Source organism: Chitinophaga sp. 10T418 (genome assembly GCF_056394125.1).
On sequence record NZ_JBFTHG010000015.1, the window covers coordinates 57,916 to 83,522 of the forward strand.

19 protein-coding genes are annotated in these 25,607 nt (G+C 44.6%); 11 read left to right on the forward strand and 8 right to left on the reverse strand.

The window, feature by feature from the left end:
• Positions 1–466: 466 nt before the first annotated feature.
• Positions 467–1,291: a M57 family metalloprotease gene (locus AC1DCV_RS30945; RefSeq protein WP_477026795.1), complete on the reverse strand. Its 825-nt coding sequence runs from the start codon at positions 1,289–1,291 to the stop codon at positions 467–469.
• A 377-nt stretch (positions 1,292–1,668) separates the two neighbouring features.
• The gene (locus AC1DCV_RS30950; protein ID WP_477026796.1) at positions 1,669–2,211 is read right to left on the reverse strand and encodes a GNAT family N-acetyltransferase; all 543 of its coding nucleotides are present in this window, start codon (positions 2,209–2,211) and stop codon (positions 1,669–1,671) included.
• Positions 2,212–2,427: 216 nt separating this feature from the next.
• Between AC1DCV_RS30950 and AC1DCV_RS30955 the strand changes: the two genes are divergently transcribed.
• The gene (locus AC1DCV_RS30955) at positions 2,428–2,667 is read left to right on the forward strand and encodes a GlsB/YeaQ/YmgE family stress response membrane protein (protein ID WP_477026797.1); all 240 of its coding nucleotides are present in this window, start codon (positions 2,428–2,430) and stop codon (positions 2,665–2,667) included.
• Between the two features lie 64 nt (positions 2,668–2,731).
• Here the strand turns inward: AC1DCV_RS30955 and AC1DCV_RS30960 are convergent, their stop codons facing one another.
• The gene (locus tag AC1DCV_RS30960) at positions 2,732–4,885 is read right to left on the reverse strand and encodes a GH92 family glycosyl hydrolase (RefSeq protein WP_477026798.1); all 2,154 of its coding nucleotides are present in this window, start codon (positions 4,883–4,885) and stop codon (positions 2,732–2,734) included.
• A 230-nt stretch (positions 4,886–5,115) separates the two neighbouring features.
• Here AC1DCV_RS30960 and AC1DCV_RS30965 point away from each other — a divergent pair, with 230 nt between their 5' ends.
• The 6 genes from AC1DCV_RS30965 (at position 5,116) to AC1DCV_RS30990 (ending at position 14,034) form a co-directional block, all read left to right on the forward strand.
• Entirely contained in the window at positions 5,116–6,075 is a 960-nt protein-coding gene (locus AC1DCV_RS30965; protein WP_477026799.1) for an alpha/beta hydrolase family protein, read from the forward strand.
• A 179-nt stretch (positions 6,076–6,254) separates the two neighbouring features.
• A complete protein-coding gene (locus AC1DCV_RS30970) occupies positions 6,255–6,815 on the forward strand; it encodes an RNA polymerase sigma-70 factor (protein ID WP_477026800.1) in 561 nt (186 codons plus the stop codon).
• 80 nt (positions 6,816–6,895) lie between these two features.
• The gene (locus AC1DCV_RS30975) at positions 6,896–7,966 is read left to right on the forward strand and encodes a FecR family protein (protein WP_477026801.1); all 1,071 of its coding nucleotides are present in this window, start codon (positions 6,896–6,898) and stop codon (positions 7,964–7,966) included.
• 196 nt (positions 7,967–8,162) lie between these two features.
• Complete coding sequence (locus tag AC1DCV_RS30980; RefSeq protein WP_477026802.1) at positions 8,163–11,417, forward strand: SusC/RagA family TonB-linked outer membrane protein; 3,255 nt, start codon at positions 8,163–8,165, stop codon at positions 11,415–11,417.
• Between the two features lie 25 nt (positions 11,418–11,442).
• Complete coding sequence (locus AC1DCV_RS30985) at positions 11,443–12,993, forward strand: RagB/SusD family nutrient uptake outer membrane protein (RefSeq protein ID WP_477026803.1); 1,551 nt, start codon at positions 11,443–11,445, stop codon at positions 12,991–12,993.
• A gap of 162 nt (positions 12,994–13,155) precedes the next feature.
• Positions 13,156–14,034 (forward strand): ATP-grasp domain-containing protein, encoded by an 879-nt coding sequence (locus AC1DCV_RS30990; protein WP_477026804.1) that lies wholly within the window; start codon positions 13,156–13,158, stop codon positions 14,032–14,034.
• On the opposite strand, the gene AC1DCV_RS30995 is transcribed toward AC1DCV_RS30990, so the two are convergent.
• Entirely contained in the window at positions 13,916–14,713 is a 798-nt protein-coding gene (locus AC1DCV_RS30995; protein WP_477026805.1) for a hypothetical protein, read from the reverse strand. The two genes, AC1DCV_RS30990 and AC1DCV_RS30995, sit on opposite strands and share 119 nt — an antisense overlap.
• 181 nt (positions 14,714–14,894) lie before the next feature.
• Here AC1DCV_RS30995 and AC1DCV_RS31000 point away from each other — a divergent pair, with 181 nt between their 5' ends.
• The 3 genes from AC1DCV_RS31000 (at position 14,895) to AC1DCV_RS31010 (ending at position 18,103) form a co-directional block, all read left to right on the forward strand.
• The gene (locus AC1DCV_RS31000) at positions 14,895–15,485 is read left to right on the forward strand and encodes a Crp/Fnr family transcriptional regulator (protein WP_477026806.1); all 591 of its coding nucleotides are present in this window, start codon (positions 14,895–14,897) and stop codon (positions 15,483–15,485) included.
• An 85-nt stretch (positions 15,486–15,570) separates the two neighbouring features.
• Complete coding sequence (locus AC1DCV_RS31005) at positions 15,571–15,927, forward strand: nuclear transport factor 2 family protein (protein ID WP_477026807.1); 357 nt, start codon at positions 15,571–15,573, stop codon at positions 15,925–15,927.
• Between the two features lie 121 nt (positions 15,928–16,048).
• Positions 16,049–18,103, forward strand: coding sequence for a LamG-like jellyroll fold domain-containing protein (locus tag AC1DCV_RS31010; protein WP_477026808.1), 2,055 nt, complete (start codon positions 16,049–16,051; stop codon positions 18,101–18,103).
• Between the two features lie 130 nt (positions 18,104–18,233).
• Here AC1DCV_RS31010 and AC1DCV_RS31015 read toward each other — a convergent pair whose 3' ends face one another.
• From AC1DCV_RS31015 to AC1DCV_RS31025, 3 genes are all read right to left on the reverse strand, one after another.
• Entirely contained in the window at positions 18,234–19,745 is a 1,512-nt protein-coding gene (locus AC1DCV_RS31015) for a RagB/SusD family nutrient uptake outer membrane protein (RefSeq protein ID WP_477026809.1), read from the reverse strand.
• 57 nt (positions 19,746–19,802) lie between these two features.
• Complete coding sequence (locus AC1DCV_RS31020; RefSeq protein WP_477026810.1) at positions 19,803–22,871, reverse strand: SusC/RagA family TonB-linked outer membrane protein; 3,069 nt, start codon at positions 22,869–22,871, stop codon at positions 19,803–19,805.
• A gap of 216 nt (positions 22,872–23,087) precedes the next feature.
• Positions 23,088–23,582, reverse strand: coding sequence for a hypothetical protein (locus tag AC1DCV_RS31025; RefSeq protein WP_477026811.1), 495 nt, complete (start codon positions 23,580–23,582; stop codon positions 23,088–23,090).
• 246 nt (positions 23,583–23,828) lie between these two features.
• On the opposite strand from AC1DCV_RS31025, the gene AC1DCV_RS31030 reads away from it, so the two are divergent.
• On the forward strand, positions 23,829–24,560 hold the full coding sequence (locus AC1DCV_RS31030) for a GntR family transcriptional regulator (RefSeq protein ID WP_477026812.1): 732 nt from the start codon (positions 23,829–23,831) through the stop codon (positions 24,558–24,560).
• A gap of 44 nt (positions 24,561–24,604) precedes the next feature.
• Here the strand turns inward: AC1DCV_RS31030 and AC1DCV_RS31035 are convergent, their stop codons facing one another.
• The gene (locus AC1DCV_RS31035; protein ID WP_477026813.1) at positions 24,605–25,603 is read right to left on the reverse strand and encodes an aldo/keto reductase; all 999 of its coding nucleotides are present in this window, start codon (positions 25,601–25,603) and stop codon (positions 24,605–24,607) included.
• Between the last annotated feature and the right edge of the window lie 4 nt (positions 25,604–25,607).

Below are 25,607 nucleotides of genomic sequence, written 5' to 3' on the forward strand. Positions count from 1 at the left end.
TTACAATAAAAGTTTTCAATAATTAGTTGATCCTGCGCTTGGTGGCGTGCCGGGCATAACAAAAATCAACTGCATGTTCCGTGTTAACGAGATATGTTACTACCTGGATAGTATTTCGAGTTCTAAATGTAAAATTTTTTGTTGGAAGAAAAAATTGTCTTCATTTCTTTATAAAGTTTTTAACAATGATATATTGATGATCACTGCTTTAGTCTTGCATTTTGTGCATAAATATATTTTGGGCGGCATGGATTTTAAATTGTTGCAACATACAAAATGGCGCTTTTACGTTATAGGCGGAATTGTTCTATAATGCTATATTGCCGCAGTGATAACACAGGTGTGAGGGATATATCTTTATAATCATTCCTTTTTACATGGAAATAGAAAAAGGTTACACCAGCACGATCTGAGAAGTGTAACCTTTACGTTGATAATATTTTTTCAATGCATCTCTCCGTGTGGTTTATTGATAGAGGTAGTTCAACGCAATGATATCATTGCTATTAAACGTACGGTTGCCACCGTTGGAACAGGCAAGCATCCATGAATCTGCATCGGGTGAACTTGGTGTTCCCGGAATATAGACAGCGCCAACGCCGCCATCGCCTTCATCTATCGGATCGCCACCGCAGCTGTAAGAGCGGTCCATGTAATCTGTATGACGCATACCAATGCAATGTCCTATTTCATGCTGAATAACGGACCCTACATATTGTACATTGGGATTGCTGCCATATGCATCAGGGTGTGTGTTCATTTGCACAAGGTTGTACGGATCTCCGTTATCAGTAGGGAAACCAGACGAGCCTAGCGTGATATAACCACCGCTGGGGCCTTCATAAAAGCCTTTAATAGTGATATCAGCTGTACCGCTGGTGATGCGTTGAAACTGTATCCGGAGATTCAGGGCATTATAACGTTGAATCGCCAGGTCGGTTCCCTGCACAAACGCGGTGCCCAGGTTACTGACCTTTACTTTGATAACACGTGGTAAGCCATATACTGTGTTATCGGTGTTGTATTGTTCTGTTTTGGCTACTCTTACCTTACGGGTAACATCTTTCTTTGAAAGGTCCTTTGTACTCAGGAAAATATCTCCTTCCACAAGGTAGCCATCGTTTACTGCATGTACATTTCTGGTGCTGAATCCTTTCGCTTTTATTTGTGCTAAAACAGCGTCAGGAACATTGGGTTTTTCACTACCACTTTGTTTATTATCCTTTTGGCATGAAATGGCCAAAGTTGCTGCCAGAAGGCAGGTAAAAAATAATGCTGCTTGATTTTTCATTGATTGAGATTTTTGGTTTTTTAGAATACGATCGTGCCTGCATGAAAAAAAGAGATATCGGCACGGCTAGCTGGATAGCCGGTGTCAGGAATTAATTAACGAAAGGAAATGTTCAGTAAGCAATAAAGAAAGCCGGTAGGCATATATGCCTGCTAAATGAATCAATCTTTTTTCTGTTGGTGAAATCCAATCCTGTACAGTGATTTGGGTCTACTGTGGGTTACAAAAATTTACTTAAAGATGATGGTTTAGTCTCTCAGATTTTGTTGTAAATAGTAAGTATCATTCAGGCAATATTACGGCTTTTGTTTCAGTCACATTTGCGCGGTCATTAATTTAATGGAATTTTAATGTCCTGCAGCAGTATTTTTCTGTCATCAATGTAACAATGGAAGGTAGGTATCCTTCCTGATTTCATACACAAAATTCAATTTGGGAGCTTCCCCGTAGTAGGCGATGTTTTCCTCCGCTATTTTGTTGGCACCTAGTCTGCCAATAGCGATCTGGGAACGGATGTTTTCGGCGCCAATGTGGAAATGAACTTTATCTACATATTGGAAGATGTAGTCCAGCATCAATTTTTTGACGATGCTGTTGATGCCAGTTCCCCAAAATCTGGTACCATAAAAAGTATAGCCTATCAGTATACTTTTCTCCTGCTCATTATAGTCGTAGAAACGGGTGCTGCCTGCTATTTCTCCTGATTTTTTATCTATAATTTTAAATGCGCCCTGGCTGCGTATGGCGCCATCAAAATAAGTCAGGAAGACTTCTCTTTTCCAGCGGTCTTTATTGGGATGCTGTTGCCATATTGCTTCGTCAGCGGCTACCGCATACAGCGCGTCAAAGTCGGCTGCTGTTAAGGGTAACATCAGGGCGGTATCATTTTCTAAAATGGGTTGAATGGAGAAATTTATCATCGATAACTTATTTTTTTTTCCGCACAAAATTACGACTAAACGGGAAGAGCTAAGTAGTCCAGGTGGAATAAAATGGATAGTCCAGTGTTGCCAAACATACTTACCCGGTCCTATTAAGGTGTAAAAATAATAGCTAATAACATGGCATCCCCTTAGAAAGAATGGTGAATATGTAAATTTATTGTTACATTCATCTCGTCTCAAAAATCTCTTTTTATGTTATGGACTTTACTAATCGGTGGCATTGCAGGATGGCTTGCCGGTAAATTAATGCGTGGTGAAGGGTTTGGTGTGATTGTAGACATCCTTGTTGGCGTTGTTGGTGGCTGGCTGGGAGGCTGGGTATTCGGCAAACTGGGCATCCATATGGGGAATGGCTTCATTGGCTCCCTGATCGTTGCATTGATTGGGTCCATCATTCTTATCTGGCTCGTACGTCTTATTAAAGGAAGATAGCCTTTTAAAAGATCTTTTACAGCACTCACCGGTATAGTACTGGTGAGTGCTGTGCTGTATGGTATTACTTCGTACTGATTTCTATCTTACCTCCATTCTTAAATAAATCATTTGGTACAAAATACCCGCTAAGCTGTTGCCCGTTCACGTTGATCCCCGTTAAGTTTCTGCCTTTTCCTGGTTTCGATATGGTGAGCAATTTACCGCTCGCTGTTTTCCATTTTACTTCATCAAAAAGTGGTACCGTCACAATATATTCCGGATCAGTAGCAGAGAAGGGATACAATCCTAATGCGCTGAATACATACCAGGAAGACATTTCACCTGCATCATCCATGCCGCAGAGCGCAATGCCATCGTTGCCGATACCGTATAAAGTATTTAAGATGGTATCCAGGATATGCTGTGATTTTTCCGGTTTCCCAACAAAGTAGTAAGCAAAAGGGGCTTCATGATCCGGCTGATTACCATGGCAATACTGACCTATCATTGTTTCTACATTCCGGGCGATATATCGGGGATTCCAGGGAATGGTGAACAGGGAGTCCAGTTTGGATTCAAATACTTTTGCACCACCATATAAGGCCACTAAACCGGGCATGTCGTGCGGCGCAAAGAAAGATACCTGCCAGGCGTTGGCTTCCCTGTACATGTATTCGTAATAGGGATATTGCGGATTAAAAGGGGTAATCCAGGAACCATTTTCCAGCCGGCCCCGCATAAACCGGGTAGATGGATCAAATACATTTTTATAGTTTTGGGATCTGGCCATGAGTATTCTGTAGTTGGCCGTATCTCCCAGCTTTTTGGCGATTTGAGCAACGGAGTAATCATCATAGGCATACTCCAGTGTTTTAGACACCCCTGCTTTCCCTTTTGTTTCTACATGAGGATTCGTTACATCCGGATCTGAAATAAAACCTTTTTCAATATACTCCCTGATGAATGGTCGTGCACCGCCTTCTACATTGGCGTTCTTCAGCAGTATTTCATAAGTACCTTTGATATCAAAATTATCAATACCTCTCAGGTAGGCACCTGCAATAGAGGAGGCGCCGTGATCGCCATGGAAAAAAGTAGGGATAAATCCTTTTTTATCTCCCACATCTTTCATGGACTTAATCACATCCAATGTTACCTGTGGGGTGATCAGGCCCAATAACACATCTTTATTCCGATAGGTATCCCACAGCGAAGGCTCTGTGTAATAGTTGAAATCAGCTTTCACTACGTTATGCCTGGCATCGGTAAATGCGCCGTTTACATCGCTGCGTAATGCAGGCCATAAGAATGACCGGTACAAACAGGAATAGAGCATTACTTTTTGTTTCTCTGTGCCTCCTTTTACCTGTATGGATGATAACAGCGTCTCCCATTTCTTCGTGGCTTCGTTGCGGATGTCGGCAAAAGATTTGCGCCCGATCTCCTTCTCCAGGTTTTCCTTTGCATTGGCTACACTTACGAACGATATACCTATTTTCAGTTCCACAGGTCCGGTACTGCCATCCACTAAATGCACCATGGCATAACCGTCGTTGTTGCCTTTGTTTTTCAGTTCTAATTTTGCAATGTCCGTGTTCAGGAGTGCATAAAAATAAATTCTTTCTCCCGCCTGCTGATAGCCCTGTACGGCATTGTTGCCCGCTTTTTCAATATCCCATCCGTTGACCCTGTTGTTGGCTCTGGCCAGGTCAAAAAGAATTTGCCGGTCACTATTATTTTTATATTCATATTGGTGGTAGCCGCATCTTAAGGTAGAAGTAAGGTTTACGTTCACATTATAATCATCCAGGTACACCTGGTAAAATCCGGGTGCTGAACTTTCTTTTTTATGGGAAAAGTGTGAGCCAAATTTTTCACCGGGATTTGAAGCAGGCAGTATAGGAATATTACAAAGATTCCAGTGCCCTTTGTTGGTATGTGTAAAGCCAAAAATAAAATTATCCTCATACTGGTATCCTGCGCCGGATCCATAGGCTGTTACAGGGCTTAACTGCACCATGGCATTGGGAAGGGAGCTGCCGGGAAAAGTAAGTCCGGCCCATGATCTCCAGCCCTGAGGTAATTCATACCCTAAAATTTTTGGATCTGTCAGTGGTGCGGTGCCAATAAAAGTATTTACATACTTCGTATAAGCCGTTTTAGTCTGGCTGTTAGCCGTTGCCGCAAACAGTAGTAACCATAAAATGTGGAATCCCTTGATAACTTGCTTGTTCATGCCTGGTAAATAGTTTTTGTGGCTATCTCAAATATATAAGTACCTTATTGAGTGTCTTACACACACTGTATGTGCTTGCTAAACCGATTTAGGAACCAATAAATGTATTCAAAAAAAAGTATTAATCAAAGCTATTATTGTGGAGTAGGGCAGGGGTGGAAGCACACCCGTAATTATTACCGCAACGATGAACTATCTTGAGTGGGATTTTTTCACCATAATCATTACCCATGAAAAAAGTTTACCAGCCTTTGCTGCTACTGTTTTTATCAGCCTGTTTTCTTTCCTGTAATAACAGCAACGGTGGCAAAACCACGGAGGCTGCCCAGGAAACCTTGCCTGCTTTTGCGGATTCCCGGAAAGGATTTGTTACCAAATTGACGCAGCACAACAAAATGGACGTGCCCGTACCCCAACCGCCGAAGGAACTGTTTTCCATTGTAACCTATCCGTCTGATATTGGTAACATGGAAGCCTATCTTGGCAAAATACCGGACAGTGGGAAATTGCATCCGGCCATTATATGGATTAGCGGAGGCTTTGGAAATGATATTGGTGGGGTGTGGGAGGAAGCAGATCCGGAGAATGATCAGACAGCCGGCGCATTCAGGAAAGCGGGTATTGTGATGATGTATCCGGCTCAGAGAGGTGGTAACCGGAATCCCGGGTATGATGAATCGGGTTTTGGAGAAATTGATGATATACTGGCGGCCGCTGATTTTCTTGCTAAACAGCCCGGCATAGATTCGAATCGTATTTACCTGGGTGGCCATAGTACCGGTGGCACCAAGGTATTGCTGGCAGCAGAATGCAGCAAAAGATTCAGGGCGGTATTCAGCTTTGGTCCAGTACAATCCTATGATAGCTATGGACCGGAGTCCTGTACCTTCAATACGCAGGATAGCAAAGAATCCCTCCTCAGGTCACCGGCTTCCTGGCTTTCGTCTTTACAAACGCCGGTATATGTTTTTGAAGGAGATGGACAGGGTAATATTGAGGAGTTACGTGCCATGAAAAAGAAGGCAGCGGCAGGACAAAATAAGTATACCCATTTTTATGAAGTGAAAAATAAGGATCATTTTTCCGCGCTGCAGCCGGTTTGTAAAATTGCTGCGCAGAAAATTCTGGAAGATGATAAACCGGGAGCCGTAAATATGGATTTTGAAAAAGAGATCGCAGGCATTCAATAGATGCACCTGGCAAAGGGGAGGAGAAGGCGTTGGCGGAAGCCATAAGTAAGCTTTACACTGTTTGTTGGCATATAAACGGTTATAAATGACGCGAATTTACAGGTAATTTACTATTGAAAATGGGTAATCTGGTGTTCATCTCCTATCAAAAGAAATCTTATTTTAGGCTATTCATGACCATGAGCAGCAAAGAACAGGACTATTCTTCTTTTTGGGCGCTGGGAGATCTTGCCGCATTTAAGCAGATGATGAAGGCTTTCAGCCCTTCATTAAAGTATTTTGCGTGTAGTATCGTTGGAAATGAAGCAGAAGCAGAAGAAGTGGTAGCAGATGTGTTTATCAAAATATGGCAACAAAGAGCGGATATTACCCCTCCTGATAATTTGCAATACTATCTTTTTAAAGCTATAAAAAATACCGCCCTTAATTACCTCAAAAGTAATGGTCGCAGAACTACCCACTATGCTGCCTGGGAAGTACAGGTAAGCCGCCAGGGCGCCCAAAGTCCGGAAGACATACTCATAAGCAAGGAGCAACTGGACCATATCCGTTCCGCCATTCAGTCTTTGCCCCCGCGTTGCCGGCAGATTTTCGTGCTTGTAAAAGAAGAAGGCTTCACCTATGAGCAGGTAGCCGCCTTGCTCGACCTCTCAAAAGCCACCGTAAATGTACAGATGACCATTGCCCTGAAGAAAATATGGTCAGCACTGGGACCTACCATCAAATATTCCTACTCATAATTTTTTTTATCCTGCTTAATTGTTTTCTCTTTTTGAGTTGTCTTATTAGAGAATTAATCAAAAAACTATACTTTCTGTAAATGCCCAAACGGTTATCGGAGCTATTGGCCCTGCACTGGAGCGGAGAAATTTCCGCCGCGGAAAAAGCGGAACTGGATGAATTGTTATTGCAACATCCCGGCGACTGGCTGAAGGCCGGCCAGATGGAGCAGCTTTCATTCAGAAAGGTGTCTGCTTTTGACGAGGATGATGCGGATAGGCTGGTAAACAGGGTAAGCAGTTTTATAGAAGAGGAAAGCAGGGAGCAGGCACCTGCAGGCCCGGTGGCTGAAAGACGGCGCTTTACAGCCCGCAAATGGCTTGTATCGCTATTAGTCGTTGTCGGTTGTGCCGGCGCATTACTGACATACTATTACAAACAGTCGCCCTTTGCAGGATATAAGATAGTAACAACAGACGCCGGTATGAAAACGAGGATCCGCATGGCAGATGGCAGCACTATTCTGCTCAACGCCGGCAGTACTTTACGGTATCCGGAAAAAATGGACAAAGCCTTCAGAGAAGTATATCTTACAGGAGAAGCTTATTTCGATATCAAACACGCTGCCAGCCGCCCTTTTATCATACATGCGGAAAAAATGGATGTTCGGGTGCTGGGAACTTCTTTTAATATACGTTCTTATAAAGAGGAAGATTTTGAGGAAACAGCGGTGATCTCCGGGGCAGTAGAAGTAGTGGTAAAAGAAGGACAACAGGTATTCCGGATAGCACCCAACGAAAAGGTATTGCTCAGAAAAGTGTCTGCAGAAAAAGACATTAAGGGAAATGCCGTGAATACGGCTACGACAAAAGGAAACATCGTTATTGAACGTCAGCCATTATCCCCCATTTCATCCACAGACAGCAGCCGGGTATTGGAAACAGCCTGGGTAAACAATCAACTGATATTTCAAAATGAAACATTGTCCGCTATTGTGCAAAGACTTGAACGCTGGTACGGTGTAAAGATCCTTATCCGCGATCCGCAACTGGCGGCATTAAGATTCTCTGGCCGGGCCGACAATGTGCCCATAGAAAAACTATTAAACATCTTACAGGAAATTCAACCATTCAAATATTCCATCCAGGATGATATAATAACGATTAACTAAACCTACCAATATGAATAACAGGATCATTATTGGGGAGCGACCTCCCTAGCGGGTTTACTATGCCGGATATTTCCAGCCATTGACCACTAAAGCATTCCACATTTATTGAGTCTTAATAAGAATTTTCCAGGTTATGAAAATACCAACGAAGCAAACAACGTTTGAGCTGCCATGTTATGGAAGAAAACTATTGCTAATGTTTAAATTCACCGGCGTGTTGTTCGGGTTATTTCTCCAGGCATCCGCATCAGGATACTCGCAAAACACCATTTCCGTTTCCTTTGTAAAGGCAGATGTAGAAAAGGTTTTCCACTATCTCGAAAGAAAATCGGGGTATACTTTTTACTATAGCAATACTGCCATAGAAAAATTGCCGAAACTTAGTCTGACCATGGAAAAGGCAGATATCCGGACCGTGCTGAATGAAATATCCCATCAAACAGGACTGCACTACGCTATCATGGATAATAACATGGTAGTGTTTAAAAATGCCGCTGACCAGATCCGGACAAAGAAAATCACCGGTAAAGTACTGGATGAAAAAGGACAGCCTTTGCCCAATATCACGGTGCAGGTAAAAGGCACTACCACAGGCGCCTTAACTACCGCAGAGGGTCTGTTCTCACTGCAGGTGCCGGATAATGCCGTCCTGGTGATATCCGCCATCGGCTTTCTTAAACAGGAAATCACCGTGACCGATCAAACTGCTCTGACAATTATCCTGAAAGAAGATGTAGCCGGCCTGAATGAAGTGGTAGTGGTGGGATACGGTACTCAGGAAAAACATAAACTCACCAGTGCCGTGGCCACCATCTCAGGCGCTGATTTGAATAAACGTGTGGCTACCAATCCTGCTTCGCTGCTTCAGGGGCAGCTGCCAGGCTTACAGGTAACACAGGGCTCCGGTGAACCCGGAAATGAAAACGTACAGCTGCGTATCAGGGGGATCAGTACTTTCAGCGGCGCCGGCAACGATCCACTGGTGGTGATTGACGGACTACCCGGTAGCCTGAGTGCATTAAACCCCAACGACATTGAATCCGTTTMCGTACTGAAAGACGCCGCCTCGGCCGCCATCTATGGTTCCCGCGGCGCTAATGGCGTGATTGTCGTTAAAACAAAAAAGGGGAAGAATGGCTTCTCGCTTACCTACGGTTATAATCTGGGTATTTCCAAAGCCGCAAAACTGCCAGACATTATTTCCAATTCTGCGGAGTATATGCAACTCTCCAATGAGGCCAGGGCTAACTCCGGGTTGGCACCGATCTATACCCAGCAACAGATAGACCTGTATAAGAATGCAACAGACCGTGTGAAATATCCCAACCACAACTGGCTGAATGATATATTCCGCACTGCTTACACGCAGAACCATTATCTGAACATGAGTGGTGGGAAAGATAATACCAACTACAGTTTGGGCTTAGGCATCAGCAATCAGCCCGGTGTATTGATCGGGTTCGACTACAAAAAATATACGCTTGATCTGGGCCTCAGCTCCAGGGTGAATAAAAGAGTGACTATCGGTACCAATGTACAGATGCGGTATGCCGACAGAAAATATCCTGAAAACGGCGCAGGGGATATGTTCCTCTCCGCGCTGGCACAGTCACCACTCTATCCGGCTTCCAGCGATGGAAAGTGGATCAAAAAAGGCTATTCCAATGAATTGGGCAATAAGAACCCGGTAGCCATCGTGGGTGAAGATGTGAGGGTGAGAACCAGTGATTACTATGCACAGGGTAATTTGTCGCTCGATGTGGATATCATAGATGGATTGAAATGGGAGAACAGGGCCGGTATGAACTACGATAACTACAAAAGCAACGATTTCAGACCTACTGTACCTACTTACTACTATAGTGATATGAGTCCTGCGGGGTTGCTGGATGATGGCACGCCAGGGCTCAGCGTAGGCAATAGCGGTTATATTTATACTGTATATTATTCCCAGTTTACTTATAAGAAGAAATTTGGTGTACACAATCTTTCTGCCCTGGCAGGTTTTCAACAGGAGCAGAATAAGGCTKACACCCTGAATGCCAGCCGCACACAGTTTCCMACGAACCAGTTGAGAGAACTGAATGCCGGACCTTCAGAAGGGCAGGCCAATAATGGTACCTCTGGTCAATGGGCCATCCGTTCATTTTATGGTAACGCCAACTACGATTATAAAGATAAATACCTGTTTGGCGCCAGCGTTAGATATGATGGTACATCAAGACTTCCGTCAGATACGCGCTGGGGCTTGTTTTATTCCTTTTCCGGCGCATGGAGAATGTCGGAAGAATCATTCCTGAAACAGGCTTCCTGGATCAACGATCTTAAATTACGCGCTTCCTGGGGACAGTTAGGGAATCAGAACATCGGTACCTATCCTTATCAGTCCACCCTGGACAACAGACCTTATGTATTTGGTTCCAGTGTTAGCACCGGCTTTAACGGCAGGCAGCTGATAGATCCGGGACTTACCTGGGAAACTACCCGGGTACTCGATCTGGGTATTAACCTGACCGCCTTTGATAACAAACTTACGTTTACCGGTGACTGGTTTAATAAATACACCTTTGATATCCTGCGCAATTCCCAGGTGCCGTTATGGCTGGGTTTAGCGGCGCCCACTGTGAACAATGGCGCCGTGAGAAATAAAGGGTTTGAATTAAATGTACAATACAACGACCGGATCGGGAAGAATTTCACCTGGTATATAGGCGCCAATTTGCAGCGTTATAAAAATGTATTGGAGGAATTTGGTAAAAGACAGATCGATGATCATACTATACGGGAAGAAGGACATGCCCTGGATGAATATTACATGTATCAGTGGGATGGCATTTTCCAGAGTGCAGATGAAATTGCAAAATCGCCTAAGCAGCCGGTGGCAGCTACTCCAGGTGATCTGAAAATAAAAGACGTGAACGGCGATGGTGTGATTGATGACAAAGACCGTACCTATACAAAAGGAAAGTATCCTTCCTTCCAATATGCGGTGAACCTCGGCGCTTCCTGGAAAAACTTTGATCTGAGTGCGCAATTATATGCATCCGAAGGACAAAAAATCTATGTAAACGGATGGGGGATAGAGCCTTTCAGACAAGGATCCGTTCCCACCACCGACTGGCGTAACCGCTGGACACCGGAGCATCCCAGCACCACCATGCCTAAAATTTATGTAGCAGATGGATATCAACCGGTACAGTATTATGCTTCTACCTACTATCTGAAAGACGCTTCTTTTATAAGGCTCAGGAATGTGCAGCTGGGCTATAATCTGCCTGCTGCGAAAATTGCCAGGGCAGGTATCAAATCGCTGCGGGTATTCTTTACGGCTGATAACGTATTTACCATCAGCAAATTCCCGGGCCTTGATCCGGAACGCGTAGGAGACGGTAGCTATGTTACCTATCCACAAACGAAAACGTACACTTTCGGCGCCATGGTGCAGTTTTAATTTCTTCCTGTTAAATGATTCAGTTATGAAAAAATATCAGCAATACTTACTTTTAATTGCAGGTGCAGCAGTCATGATATTCAGCGGATGTAAGAAAGTGCTGGACGTGATGCCACCTGATAAACTGGCTTCTTCGTTGTTCTGGAAAACACCAGCGGATGCAGACCAGGCACTCACTGGTTTATATAACTATCTCTATGCAAGTGGTGGTGGTTATGCTACCTCACAGTTTTCCGTTTTTGCCTGGGATAACTTCACAGATGATTCTTACGGACAATATAATTATGGTGGTGGGAACAATGCACTCATTTCGGGTATTACCCCGCAATCCGGCGATTTTGTAAATGCCTATTATGTAAACAGCTATCAGGCCATCGCTGCCGCCAATTCATTCCTGGCCAATGTTGGCAAAGTTATCACCGGTGATAAGCTCACCCTTTATAAAGGGGAAGCCTATTTCCTCCGGGCATTTAACTACTTCTGGCTGGCACAGCTCTATGGTAATACCGTTATTATCACCGAGGATCCGTTTACCGTAGATTATACCTCTTCCCGCGCCAAATCCAGCAGAGAAGATGTGTTGAAACTGGTGTTGACGGATCTGGATGCTGCTATCGCCGCACTGCCCGATGTTGCTTATGGTGATGGACATGCCGTGAAAGCCACTGCACAGGGCTATAAGGTAAGGGTGCTGTTGTTCCAGAAAAAATATGCCGAAGCAGCAGCGCTGGCAAAGGAAATCATGACAGCTAATAAATTCAGTCTTAATAGCAGCTATGCCGGCAATTTTTATAAACCAGATCAGAACAACAGTAAAGAAATCCTGTTTTCCGTAAGATACCAGCGCCCGAATATCCTGCACCAGGATGTGGCTATTGCGGTAAACCTGCAGCGCTGGAAGGGTGAACAGGGTACACAGGACCTGATCAATGAATATGAAGCAGCAGATGGTAAAGACACGGCTTCTTCCGCTGTATATGTTAAAGGCAAACCTTATGAAAACAGGGATCCCCGCATGAGGCTCACCTTCTTTTTCCCCGGCGATACCAAAGCGCAGGGATGGCCCTTTACCGGTGCCCTGTCGGTTGCCACGCCTGGAAAAGACAGTTGGACAACCGGTTACTATGCTGTGAAAAAATGGCTGGATCCCAGTCTGGTAGATCCTGACTACGGTACTATCGATGACAATGATTTTGTATTGCTGCGTTATGCAGATATCCTGCTGATGTATGCAGAAGCACAGAATGAAGCAGCCGGGCCGGATGGTTCCGTGTATGCGGCCATCAAACTGGTCAGGAACCGGAGCAATATGCCGGATCTTCCCGCAGGATTATCTCAAACGGATATGCGTACCCGTATCCGGCATGAAAGACGCGTGGAGTTTGCACTGGAAGGACTGCGTTATTTCGACTTGAGAAGATGGGGGATTGCCACACAAAAACTAAATGGGTTTGTGCCTAATCCATTACAACCTACTATTAAAACAAAATACCAGGATAATTACGAATTCTGGCCTATTCCACAAACGGAAATAGACCGCAATGAACCGCTGCTGTTGCAGAATCCGGGATACTGAGGAGCGTAATTAAATAACAAACGCTGTAAAGCAATGAGTCATCATTGCTTTACAGCGTTTGTTATTTAAGAAAAGGAGCCAGATTATAATTAAGAAGTCATCTGTCTTTGAAGTATTTTCGCAGACCAAACCGATTGTCTCAAATACATAAAGCCGGAAACTATGAATAAAAGAATAGCGCTGGTGACCTATCAGCAACAAGCACGATATACTGCAGGCGTCACCGTGAATGAAGATGAACAATTGCTGAAATTTCTACAGGAGAAGGGCCTCGACATTACTTCTGTTGTCTGGAATGCGCCGGAAATAAACTGGCAGGAATATGATGTGGCCATCATAAAATCACCCTGGGATTATCATGATCAGATTGATACATTCTATGCCTGGTTAAAGGCCACGGAGCAAGCTGGTGTGCAGTTGTTGAATTCCGCTGAAATGATTGCATGGAACAGCAACAAAAAATACCTCCTTGAAATAGCCGCCGCCGGATTACCTATTATCCCCAGCAAGCTGATTGAAAAGGGTGAAACCCCAGACTGGAAGTCTTTTTTTTCGCTGTGGAATACCGATAAAATTGTAGTGAAGCCCTGCGTAAGCGCTGGTGCCAAAAATACGATGCTGCTTACTGTGGAGGCAATCGAAGAAAAACGTGATCAGCTGACTGCTTTATTGCAAACAGAAGATTACCTGGTACAGCCTTATCTGAACGAGATTGAGGAAGGAGAGTGGTCATTTGTTTTTTTCGGGGGAGTGTTTAGCCACACGGTGTTAAAAACACCCAAACAAGGTGATTTCAGGGTACAACATTATCATGGAGGCTCCATCAGCACGGCGGCAACCACCGATGTGTTTATTCATAAAGCCGAAGCCTATGTAGATCATTTCGGGAAAGGCTCTTTATATGTAAGGGTAGATGGACTTATTAAAGATGGCGAGTTTTACCTGATGGAACTGGAAATGATTGAGCCCTATCTGTTTCTGAGTACTGCGGAAAATGGGTATGAAAATTATTATAAAGCATTGATGACGTTACTACAGTAATGCAACTACAGAAGAGGCGCTGAATAACATACAGGGTAAGCTCTTCAATTTTCTGCATGTGTTTTTGTTGCATGTCGCCAAGATCCAGTCCATCTTTTTCAACTTCCGCTGTGGCAGGTATTCCTGGCAGGTGTTTATCTTTTAAAATCTGTTTTTCCAGTTCCGCCAGTGATGGTAATACATAGTGTTCATCAAAAACAAAATCTGCCCAACCTGTCGTGGTTACTTTTACTCTCATGGCGGTAATAGTACCGCGAACAGCCAGTTCTGTTTGTGGTTTGGAAGTATTGATACCTACCTTGCCATCGTCCATAATAGTAAATCTGTTGGCACACATACCACCTGCCGCACATTCTTTACTATCATAGTTCCAGAATTGAAGACTGTTACCATAGCCAGGGCCGGTCATATTGTAAATACTCCATCGCTGGCCTTGTCCAAGCGCGGTTTTGAATGGATTAACCAACGAAAGATATCCGCCGATCTGGCTGACAGAATCCACCCGGATACTTGTCAGTGCGCCATTATTAGCCAGAATATTGCCCGCTACCTCGAGCTTTTGTGTAGGGGTGGATGTACCAATACCTATTTTACCAGTGACTTCGTAAATGGGAGGGTTCTGTTGCGCATGCACAACAAACGGAATTGCTGCAAAGAGCAGGGTTACAAAATATTTCATAGTAGGATGTTTAGTATCACAATGGTACAAAAAAAATGATGATCTCTTTTTATCGAGATAATGATACCGGCATATGCAAAAAAATAACCATTTAGAAGTAATACAGTTTTCTATTTAGTTGATTTACATTAGGAAGATAATTTTTTCAATACTACCTTCCTGTTTTAAATCCTATGACCGGATGTTTGACCTTAATAACATAGCGGCGAAAAATGTATTGGATTACATTTATTCGCTCACCCTTTATACAGATAAAAACTGGGAAGTGCTGTATCCGGCACTCAGCATCGTGGAATTCAAAAAAGATGAATACCTGCTGGAAACCGGTAAGGTATGCCAGTCGCTGTTTTATATCAGCAAAGGCTGTTGCAGGGCTTTTTACGATAAAGACGGAAAAGATATCAACACCGCTTTCTTTTTTGAAAATGATATCGCCACCAATATCAACAGTTTTGCCCGGGGCGAAATATCCGCGCATGCTATTCAGGCAATGGAAGCGCTAACAGCGGTGCGGTTTGATAAGCAGCTATTGTATGCTGCGGCCATCAAAGACCCGGATATTGAAACGCTGGGCAGGAAATGCCTGCAGGGGATTGCGGCCAGGCAGGAACAGCATGCCGCCATATATAAACTCATGACAGGACTGGAACGATACGAGTACATGGAGGAACATTTCCCGGAGGTAGTACAACGGGTGTCGTTAACACAGTTGTCTTCCTACCTGGGCGTAGCCCGGGAAACGTTGAGCCGTATCCGTGCCAGAAGAGGATAAGGAATGCTTTGTGACGAACGTCACAGGTGAATCTCCCGGAATCGCGCGAATTTTACAACACGATAGAAACTTTAAATTTAAAAACATGAGTGTAGCAACAACCACCAACGCAAAAGAAACGGTACTGGCTTTTATTAAGGCTTTGAACGATGAAGATTTTACAGCGGCCCGGCAATATCTGCAGGATGATTTTACTTTCACCGGCGTGCTGGGAAGCCGTAACGGAGCAGACACCTACCTGACGGATATGTCACGCATGAAATTTAAGTACACGGTTAAAAAAGCATTTGCAGACGGCCAGGATGTGAGTCTCTATTATGACGTTAACATGGGCGACAAAACCATTTTCTGCAGCGGCTTGTATGAACTGGCAGATAACAAAATCAGTAAATTCCTGGTAATCTTCGATCCCCGCCCGCTGCTGGACAATCCGGCACAGTAAGTATAAGTAAGTATTAACAGCGGCAGCTCTTTAAAGGAGCGCCGCTGTTTGTTTTAGCGCCGGGCCTGTTAATTTCTCCATTTATCGCTGAATTATTTTATACTTGTGAAAATAGTGAACAATGAAAGTCAACCTGTTTTTCCGTTGCTGGAAAAAACTATTCTTCGTCGGTATCTGCCTGTTTTCAGGTATCCTTTCCAATGCGCAGTCCCGGAATAATGCATTACTGCTGGATGGCAACGATAATAATCCCTGCATAGGCATGGACATTATCCGCCGGCAATGGACACTGGAAGCCTGGATTAAAGGGGATGACAACAACTGGAAAAATAAGGAAGCGATTATAGGAGGAGGGGAGTATGCAGAATACCCCAACATCGACAATCTCCCCCTGATGCTTAAAAACGGGCATTTGCATTGTGCCAAGGCGAATATTACGGCGCCGGAAGTACTGGATAACAAATGGCACCACGTAGCCGCTACCTGTGATGGTAATGAAACCAGGTTATATATTGATGGTAAAGAAGCAGGCAGCGCAAAAGTAGCAGTGGATATCCTGCCCGGTGCCATCGGCACTAATGACCAGGACTCCAGCACCTTTGGTGGCACCATTGATGAGGTCCGCATCTGGACCACTGCCCTTGCTCCGGCAACGCTGCGGCAGTGGATGTACCAGCCGCTTACCACCCGCCACCCCAATTTCAACGCACTGAAAGGATACTATACTTTTGATGATATGGCTGATGATGTTTGTCTGAACCTCGTGGGAAAAGGTCATCAGGCATATCATATGCGGAATACCCGTAAAAAATACAAGGGGAAACTGCCGCTGGCCGTTCTGGTGAAAAATGATAACCCGCTATTTGTAATACCCTCTACCAAACAACAACTATTTAATGCCGTGACCATTCAAAGTGAATGGGATGCCGATCAGGGCAGCAAAGGCGATGCGGTACTAAAACTACGTATAGTGGTGAACGGTACCACTGCTCCGCTGAAGTTAACAGCGTTGCAACTGGACTTATCGCATGCCTCCACTATCAAAGATGTGGCCGCCGTGCATGTTTATGAGGCGGGGCAAACGCCCCGTACTGTCGCTGACAAAGAGCTGTTTGGCGCTGGAAAAACACCGGTCCGGAAAATGATTTTTACTTTGCCTCCGGCAGATGGATATACCCTGAAAGACGGGGTGAATTATTTCCTGGTAACCTTCGATGTGAAGGCCGATGCTGCGCCCGGAGATACCCTGCATGCAGCAGTGGCTTCTTTTTCATTGAATGGGATTAAGTACACACCGGAAGAAGCGCCTTCCAATATTGTGAAAACAGTGGTGGCATCCTCCGCTACTAATCCGCATATCGTGAGGTTATTGCAATGGAATATCTGGCATGGTGGTGTACATGTGGGGAACAACGGGCAAAACCGGATCAAAGAATTACTCGTTAAAACAAATGCGGATATTATTTCCATGCAGGAAGCTTATGGCACCCAGCAAATGTTGAGGGACTCCCTGGGATTCCAGTTGCAAACATCTGCTCCGGGCGCTAACCTGGCTCTTTTCAGCCGGTATCCGCTGGTCGCACATCCCTCCAATGATAAATTTAAATCGAATACTGCTACCATTCAGTTACCCGGCAACCGGAAAATACTGATGGGCAACTGGTGGTTGCGATATGCCTATAAACATGAGTATACTGATTTTTATCCCACACCCGGATACAATACCGCTGATTGGGTAGCAGAAGATAGTGAACTGGCGGAAACGGATGCACGTAAAAATATGGAACAGGACATAGACCCGGTTTGGCAGGCTGATACTACATTACCTGTTATCCTGGCCGGGGATTTTAATTCCGGCAGTCACCTGGACTGGACCGGCAGAGCGGCATTTCTGCATTATGGATATGGCCCGGTGGAATTACCTGTATCGAAGCTGATGCTGAGAAAGGGCTACTTCGACAGTTACCGCGAACTTCAACCGGATGAAGTCGCACATCCTGCTGGTACCTTTGCCGCTATTTACGGACATCTGCAAACTTCCAGGATAGATTTTATTTACTATAAAGGGCCGCGCATTAAGGCGGTATCTTCCAAAATCATCAGAACAGCACCGGAAATCGATGATGTATGGGCTTCCGATCATTCGGCCGTATTGACGGTATTTGAGGTGCGGTAGGCAAAAGGCAGAAGGCACAAAGCATAAAGCATAAAGCTATTGAAGCGAATGACCTGAGCGGAAAATAATATTCGCCCAGGTCATTCGCTTCAATAGCTTTTGGCTTTATGCCTTCTGCTTTCCGCTTCTACTAGAAGCCGGGATTATTGGGTAAAAGATTTGGGTTCACATCCAATTCCTGTTTAGGAACGGGGAACAACAAATTCTTTTCCGCAAAAGTGGCATTAAACACGGTGGTATGTCCGATGAAGTTATCCCAGTTGCCGGTAACATCATTATGTACTTTCCGGGTTCGGATCATATCGAACCACATTTTATTTTCAAAGCACAATTCGAAGTACCGCTGCAGCCATACTTCCTGTTCAAAAGCGGTTTGAGACATGCCCGCAGGTAAAGGCCCCAGGTTGGCACGATCGCGGATCGCCTTCACATATTTAAGGGCATCGGCATTAGGGCCGCCTTCTGCACGGTTAGACGCTTCTGCATACATCAGGTATACATCGGCGAGGCGATAAATGGTAAAGTTAAGATCAGACTTAGCAGTATTTACCACCGCCAGTGAATCAAAGAATTTGTAGATGTACGTATTCTTGAAAGTAACCGTATCGGTGCTGTTCATTTTTCTATACTTGGTATAGAAAAATTGTCTCTCCTGTGCGCGTTTATCTCCTGCAGGGAATGACTTTATAAACTGAGGGGTGGGATATACGGATCCATATTCATCAGAATATTTGGAGATGCCTGCGTAGTTGGGAATGGTGAGGGGTGTCAGCGGATTGGTTGAAGGTACAGAGGCTGCATACTGCACCTGGAAAATGAATTCGCCGATGTTTTTATTCTGCGGATTAATCATATCCGTATAAGTATTGAAAAGCGTGGCGCCACTGTTGGCGATTACCGCTTTGGAAGCTGCTGCCGACAGAGCGTAATACTGATTGCCGCCATTGATAGCCGCACCTGCATAAGTAAGATATACATCAGCCAGCAGCGTTTGTACTAAGCTCATGGTCACACGGCCGGTATTGTCTTTCCATGGCAGTGTTGATTTTGCCGCTTCTACCAGGTCCGGAATAATGATACTGTCGTAGATGGCTTTGGCAGGCGTACGTGACAGATTCAGATTATCGGGGGTAGGTACGGTGGGTACCACTGTTACCTTAGGAACAGCGCCATACAGTCTTACCAGGTAAAAGTAATACAGTGCACGCAGTGTTCTGGCGGCAGCCAGCTGGTTAGTAGTAGTGGCAGCGGGTTGTATGGCCTTCGGAATGTTCTGAATGGCCAGGTTACACGCGCCTACGCCGAGGTATAAACGTTGCCACCAGGTGTCTACATAAAACGAGGTGATATTGTAGCTGAGATTCTGGAAGTTGATAAAACCTGTTTGCCCAAGATCACTGTTGGCCTTACCGGTCATAAACTCCATCAGGTTGTAGGTGTTGCCTCCGTAAGAAGAAGGTTGGCCCCAGATTAAACCCGGGAGATTCTGATAACAACCATTTGTAAAAGCGGTGGCCACTTTGGGGCTGGTAAGGTCAGCATCCGGCGTGAGGAAGTTAGTTGGTTTTTCTTCCAGGAATTTTTTGCAGGAGCAACTGAGCAACACCAGCAACGCGATTAATATATGTTTTGTCGTTTTCATTTTCAGATTTTTTAATTCACTAAAATGATATCACATCAATGGTTAAACGCAACGCTGCTAAAAGTTAAGATTTACACCCATGTTCCACACGCGTGGGCGTGGATAAGGGAAGAAGTCAATGTTCTGAGAGAAGCCGATGTTGGCGCCATAGGTGCTGTTAAATGTATCTACTTCCGGATCGTAACCAGTGTATTTGGTGATCAGGAAAAGGTTTTGCACGCTGGCGTAAATACGGAATTTTGTGATATGACTTCTTTGCATGAAAGCATCCGGGAATGTATAGCCGAGTGTAAAGTTCTGGCCACGGATGTAAGAACCATCTTCTACCCACCAGGTATCAAAGTGAGAATCCTGTGTGAATTTATAGCTGCGCACCTGTGCAATGGAGGTGTTCTGGTTATTAGGTGTCCACGCATTTAGCACGGTAGCCAGACTGTTCGCCAGTGTTTGACGGTCTTCTGTAGAATGTTTAAAGGTAGCAGCTGTATTCACACCTTGTACAAAGCGTATATCACAGGTAAGATCCCATCCTTTGTATTTGAAATTAGTACTAAAAGTACCAGTCCACTTAGGATAGGCCCGGCCTATGATGCTATAGGATGGATTACCATTGGCGTCATAAATATACTTTCTGTCGCCTGGCAGCAGGGAATGTTTGGCTGCTTCTGCTGCTTCATCAGAGCCGTAGGTACCCAGCCTGGTCATGCCATAGAAGGAACCAATAGGTTGACCTACCCGCAATACGTTGGTCTGACCCAGGAAGTTTGGTCCGGGGAAGATGTCTGCATTACCGTCATTGAGGTTTAATATTTTGTTTTTGTTGGAAGCGAAAATGAAATTAGTGGTCCAGGTAAAGTTGGAGTTTTGAATATTCACGGTATTCAGACTTACTTCAAAACCTCTGTTTCTCACAGATCCTACGTTCTTGTACACATTCGCATTGAACATACCGGCCGACCATGGAATAGGCGCTGCCAGTAACAGGTCTTTGGTAGTGCGGTTATAGTAATCTACGCTCAGGTTAATACGGCTTTGTAAAACAGAGAGTTCTATACCTGCATCCACCTGGTTGGATTTTTCCCATTTAAGATTTGGGTTACCGATATAGCCGGGCACTAATGTGGGTTGATTGGCGCCACTTAACACCGTTTGGTCTGGTCTGTACTGTGCAAAGTTCTGGAACTGACCGATTTCCTGGTTACCGGTAAGCCCGTAGCTGGCGCGGATTTTTAAGTTGTTGATAAATTTGCTGTGTTTTAGCCATTCTTCTTCTGACACACGCCATGCAGCGGCAACAGAGGGGAAGAACGCAAATTGTTTACCCGGACTGAATTTGGAAGAACCATCATATCTGCCGGTAGCGGTAAACAGGTATTTATTGTGCAGGCTGTAGTTAACACGTCCATAATAGGAGTTCATGTCCCAGGGGGTAGTCAGCGAGGTGGCATTGGAACGTACAGATCCTGCTGCCAGACTATTCCACTGGAAATAATCAGACAGGAAGTTCTGCGTTTCCACGAGGTCATTTTCTCCTGAATATTTGAGGAAGGAGAGACCGGCTACTGCATTTAAAGAGCTGTTATTTTTGAACTGTTTGTTATAGGTAAAATAGCTTTCTGACTGCCAGTATTTATTGTAGTCATTGGTAATTCTGGCTACACCACCCTGATCCTGCGACAGGTGAGGCAAGTCACCGGCAGAGTAGTAGTTGGCTTTGTTGCTGACCAGGTCATAACCAAAATCTGTTTTAAAATCCAGCTCTTTGGTAATGTGGAACAGCAGGTAAACATTACCCAGTGTATGTTGCTGATTGTTCAGTGTATACCGGTTCTGCGCAATATGTACCGGGTTGGGACCTCCTTCCAGACCGGCAATATCATTATTACCAGCCCAGGTACCGTCAGGATATCTTACAGGTACAATAGGTACTTCTTCCGTTACCATCCTGGCTACGTTCAGCGAACCGTTACCATCGGAAATCATTCGTTGTTTGCTGGAAATGATATTCAGGCTACCGCCTACTTTCAGCCAGTCTTTTACATCATTGTCGAAAGTGAGCCTGGCAGAATATCTTCTGAACCAGGATTCTGTCATTAAACCATTCTGATTCAGGAAGCCAAGTGATGCGCTGTAGAGCATTTTTTCGTTGCCACCCTGGAAGTTCAGCTGGTGGCTGGTAGACACGGCTGGTTTGTATACTTCTTTTTCCCAGTTGGTATTATAAATGGGTTTATCGTTGGCATCAAACAGCAATGGGAAATTCTGATGATTGAGCGCCGCCGGAGGAGCCCAGGTACCATGTGCCGGGTCAAATTTGGTGGCATTGACAAATGCTTCGTTATATACTTTTACAAATTCATCTGAATTCAGTGTTTTAAGGTGCCTGGACAGGGTGCTTACGTTCAGGTCGCCCTGATAGCTTACCTGGGTAGGACCGGGTTTACCGCGTTTGGTGGTGATCATGATCACACCGTTCGCACCTCTGGCGCCATAGATGGCGGTGGAAGATGCATCTTTCAATACTTCAAGGGAGGCGATATCATTGGGGTTGATGGCGTTACCATCTACACCCGCCACACCATCTACTACGTAGAGTGGATCGAGGGAGGAGTTGACAGAGCCGATACCCCTGATACGTACTTTTGCTGCCTGTCCCGGAGCACTGCTGTTAACGTTTACATCCACGCCGGGCACTTTACCCTGCAATGCCTGTGAAATGTTGGGTACTGGTGCATCCATGATCTGTTCTGCCTTGAGAGAGGTGACAGCGCCGGTCAGATCGGATTTTTTTACGGAACCATAACCAATCACCACGAGATCATTCAGTGTATTGGCCTGTTCCGATAATACTACGTTGATAACAGTTTGGTTACCTACTTTCACTTCTTTCGTAGCAAATCCTGTAAAGGAAAATATGAGGACTGCATTAACATCGGGTACTGTTACTGTGTAGAAGCCTTTGGCGTCTGCTATGGTACCTTTTACGGTACCCTTAATGGCCACCGTAGTATTAGGGATCTCGCTCCCGTCCGCAGCATTGGTGACCTTGCCACTTATTTTAATCTGGGCCATAGCATGCATGGAGAGTAGTATACATGCAAGCACATAAACAAGTTTTGTTTTCATAACAAGTCTTTAGAGATGATGGAATAATAGCCGGTAAATCGTTCGTTTAGTTGATAATGTGCGTGGGATTACAGTGCACATGGAAACCCCACCTTTACAAGTTGATTTAGCGTTGAATCATAGTAATAACAAGTTTTTTGTAATAACAAGTTTTTAATTCAGATAGATCTGGTTGAATAATAAATGAACAGCCGTAATTGTTTACTATTCTGTTATTTACCGCCCATTTTTTTGTTGGGTGATAGCATTGGGTAATACGCCTGTTTCTCCTCTGAAATTTCCTGAACCTTTAGGTGTGCCTGTCTTAACGTTGTGCCATTCGTAGAAGTCCTGATGAGCAATGACGTAATCCGTCACGGGTTTAAGTTCATCAACAGCTTCGGGTGTACATCCATTTTTTATGAGGGTTTGTATCATTCGGTTACCAGACCATATATGGTTGCCTGCGTGCTGATAAATACCCGGATATGGTAACTCCAAAGTCCCGTCCATGCCTTGCAAAATCGTTTTATCACTGAGGGCAAAAAAAAAGAGGCCCTTATTGCCGGTAACTGGAAGGTATTGGAATGCCTGGGACTGTACGGTATCCGGTTGGCTGTTTCTAAGAATAGACGCCTCGAGGACCGTTTGTTGATTATTTTGAGCATGCGTGTTTTCCGTGAAGAAAACAGGAAGGGTAATACCTGCGATTATGGGAATCAAATTTTTCATAATGTGGCCCCGGATATTATGTACAAACATAGAAACATTAAATTATTAATGCAAGAAAAGTTTTTCACAAGTGTGGAATATTCCTTTATTGCATTAATTAGTTGATTATAACACCTGTAAATGCCAATTGTTTATTTAATTTGAAAAAATGACATCGATGTCATTTTTTTCTATGACCATACATATATACTAAAATAAGGGGGCTGAAAATTGTTTTTCTAGTTATTTTCCAGTTGCTTTGCAGGCATGAATTTGAGTATAGATCATAAAAATCCTCTACCCCTTCATATTCAGGCTGAAAACCTGTTGCGAAACATGATCAAAGATCCACAATACGCCGGTGGAAAATTTTTACCTAATGAAGTACAGTTAGCAAAACAACTGGCTATTTCCCGATCTACATTGCGTCATGCTTTAAATAAACTCGTATACGAAGGGTTACTGACCCGGAAAAAGGGAGTAGGTACAAAAGTAGCAGAAGCAGCCATCAGCTCTAAATCAAAGAACTGGTTAAGCTTTACGCAGGAAATGACAGCCCGCGGAATTTCTATAAAAAATTTCGAGCTGCATGTTACCTGGGTATTGCCGGATGAAACGATTGCTAACTTTTTTGAAATCGGTCCCTCCAAAAAAGTGTTGAAGCTGGAACGCCTGAGAGGCAAAGCGGAAGGACCTTTCGTTTATTTCATCTCTTATTTCCATCCCCGCGTAGGATTAACAGGAGAAGAGGATTTTAAACGGCCGCTGTACGATATCCTCGAGAAAGATTACATGACGATCGCCACTTTATCCAAAGAAGAAATCAGCGCTAAAACGGCCGATAAATTTATTGCCTCCAAACTGGAACTGGAAGCTGGCAGCCCTATTCTTTTCAGGAAACGGTTTGTATACGACCAGGGCGAACGCCCCATTGAATACAACCTGGGCTATTACAGGGCCGACAGCTTTGTATATACTGTTGAAAGCAGAAGAGATTAGCCTCATTTTCTTAATTGAAGCGTTTTATTTTATCGGTGCATGCGTCATCCATTTAACGACTGCATTTGCTGCACTCCATAACGTGCTCCGGAGGCAACTCCTGCAGGGAAAATAGCTTCCATGGCCGCCAGCTCGGCAGCAGATAACTTTACTTCCTGCGAAGCAATATTTTGTTCCAGATTAGTTATTCTTGTGGTACCTGGTATGGTKATGATATCTTCTCCCTGTGCCAATACCCAGGCTATTGCCAGCTGCGAAGGAGTACATCCCTTTTGTTGCGCCAGCTCCTGTACTTTTTCTACGAGTAAAAGGTTTTTGTTAAAATTATCTCCCTGGAAACGCGGCATATGTACCCGGTAATCCTTTAAATCTTCCGGTGTACGTATAGTGCCGCTCAGCAATCCCCTGCTTAACGGTGAGTAGGCTACCAGAGCTATGCCGTTGGTGCGCAGGGTGGGTAATACTTCGGCTTCAATATCCCTGCTCCACAACGAATACTCTATTTGCAACGCAGCAATGGGATGCACCTGGTGTGCCCTGTTGATCGTAGCAGCGGATGCTTCCGACAGGCCCACATAACGGATAATACCTTCCTTTACCAGGTCCGCCAGTGCCCCCACGGTTTCTTCTATCGGTACCTTCGGATCTACCCTGGCCGGCGTGTACAAATCAATGTAATCTGTCTTCAGTCGCTGCAAGCTATACAATACGGCATTGCGCAAATAATCCGGGCTGGCATTCACCGGACCAAAACCATGCTGCCCGTTTTTCCCTGGTACACGCTGGACGCCCGTTTTAACACTCAGAAATGCTTTATCTCTTTTGCCGTGGATCGCTTTGGCAATCAGTTCTTCATTATGTCCCATCCCGTAAAAATCTGCGGTGTCGAGGAAGTTGGCTCCCAGCTCCAACGCTCTTTCAATGGTGGCGATGGAAGTGCTATCTGCTGTATGTCCGTATACACCGGACATACCCATGCAGCCCAGTCCTATTGCAGCTACGGATGGTCCACCTTTTCCGAGTTCTCTTGTAAGTGTTTTCATGATC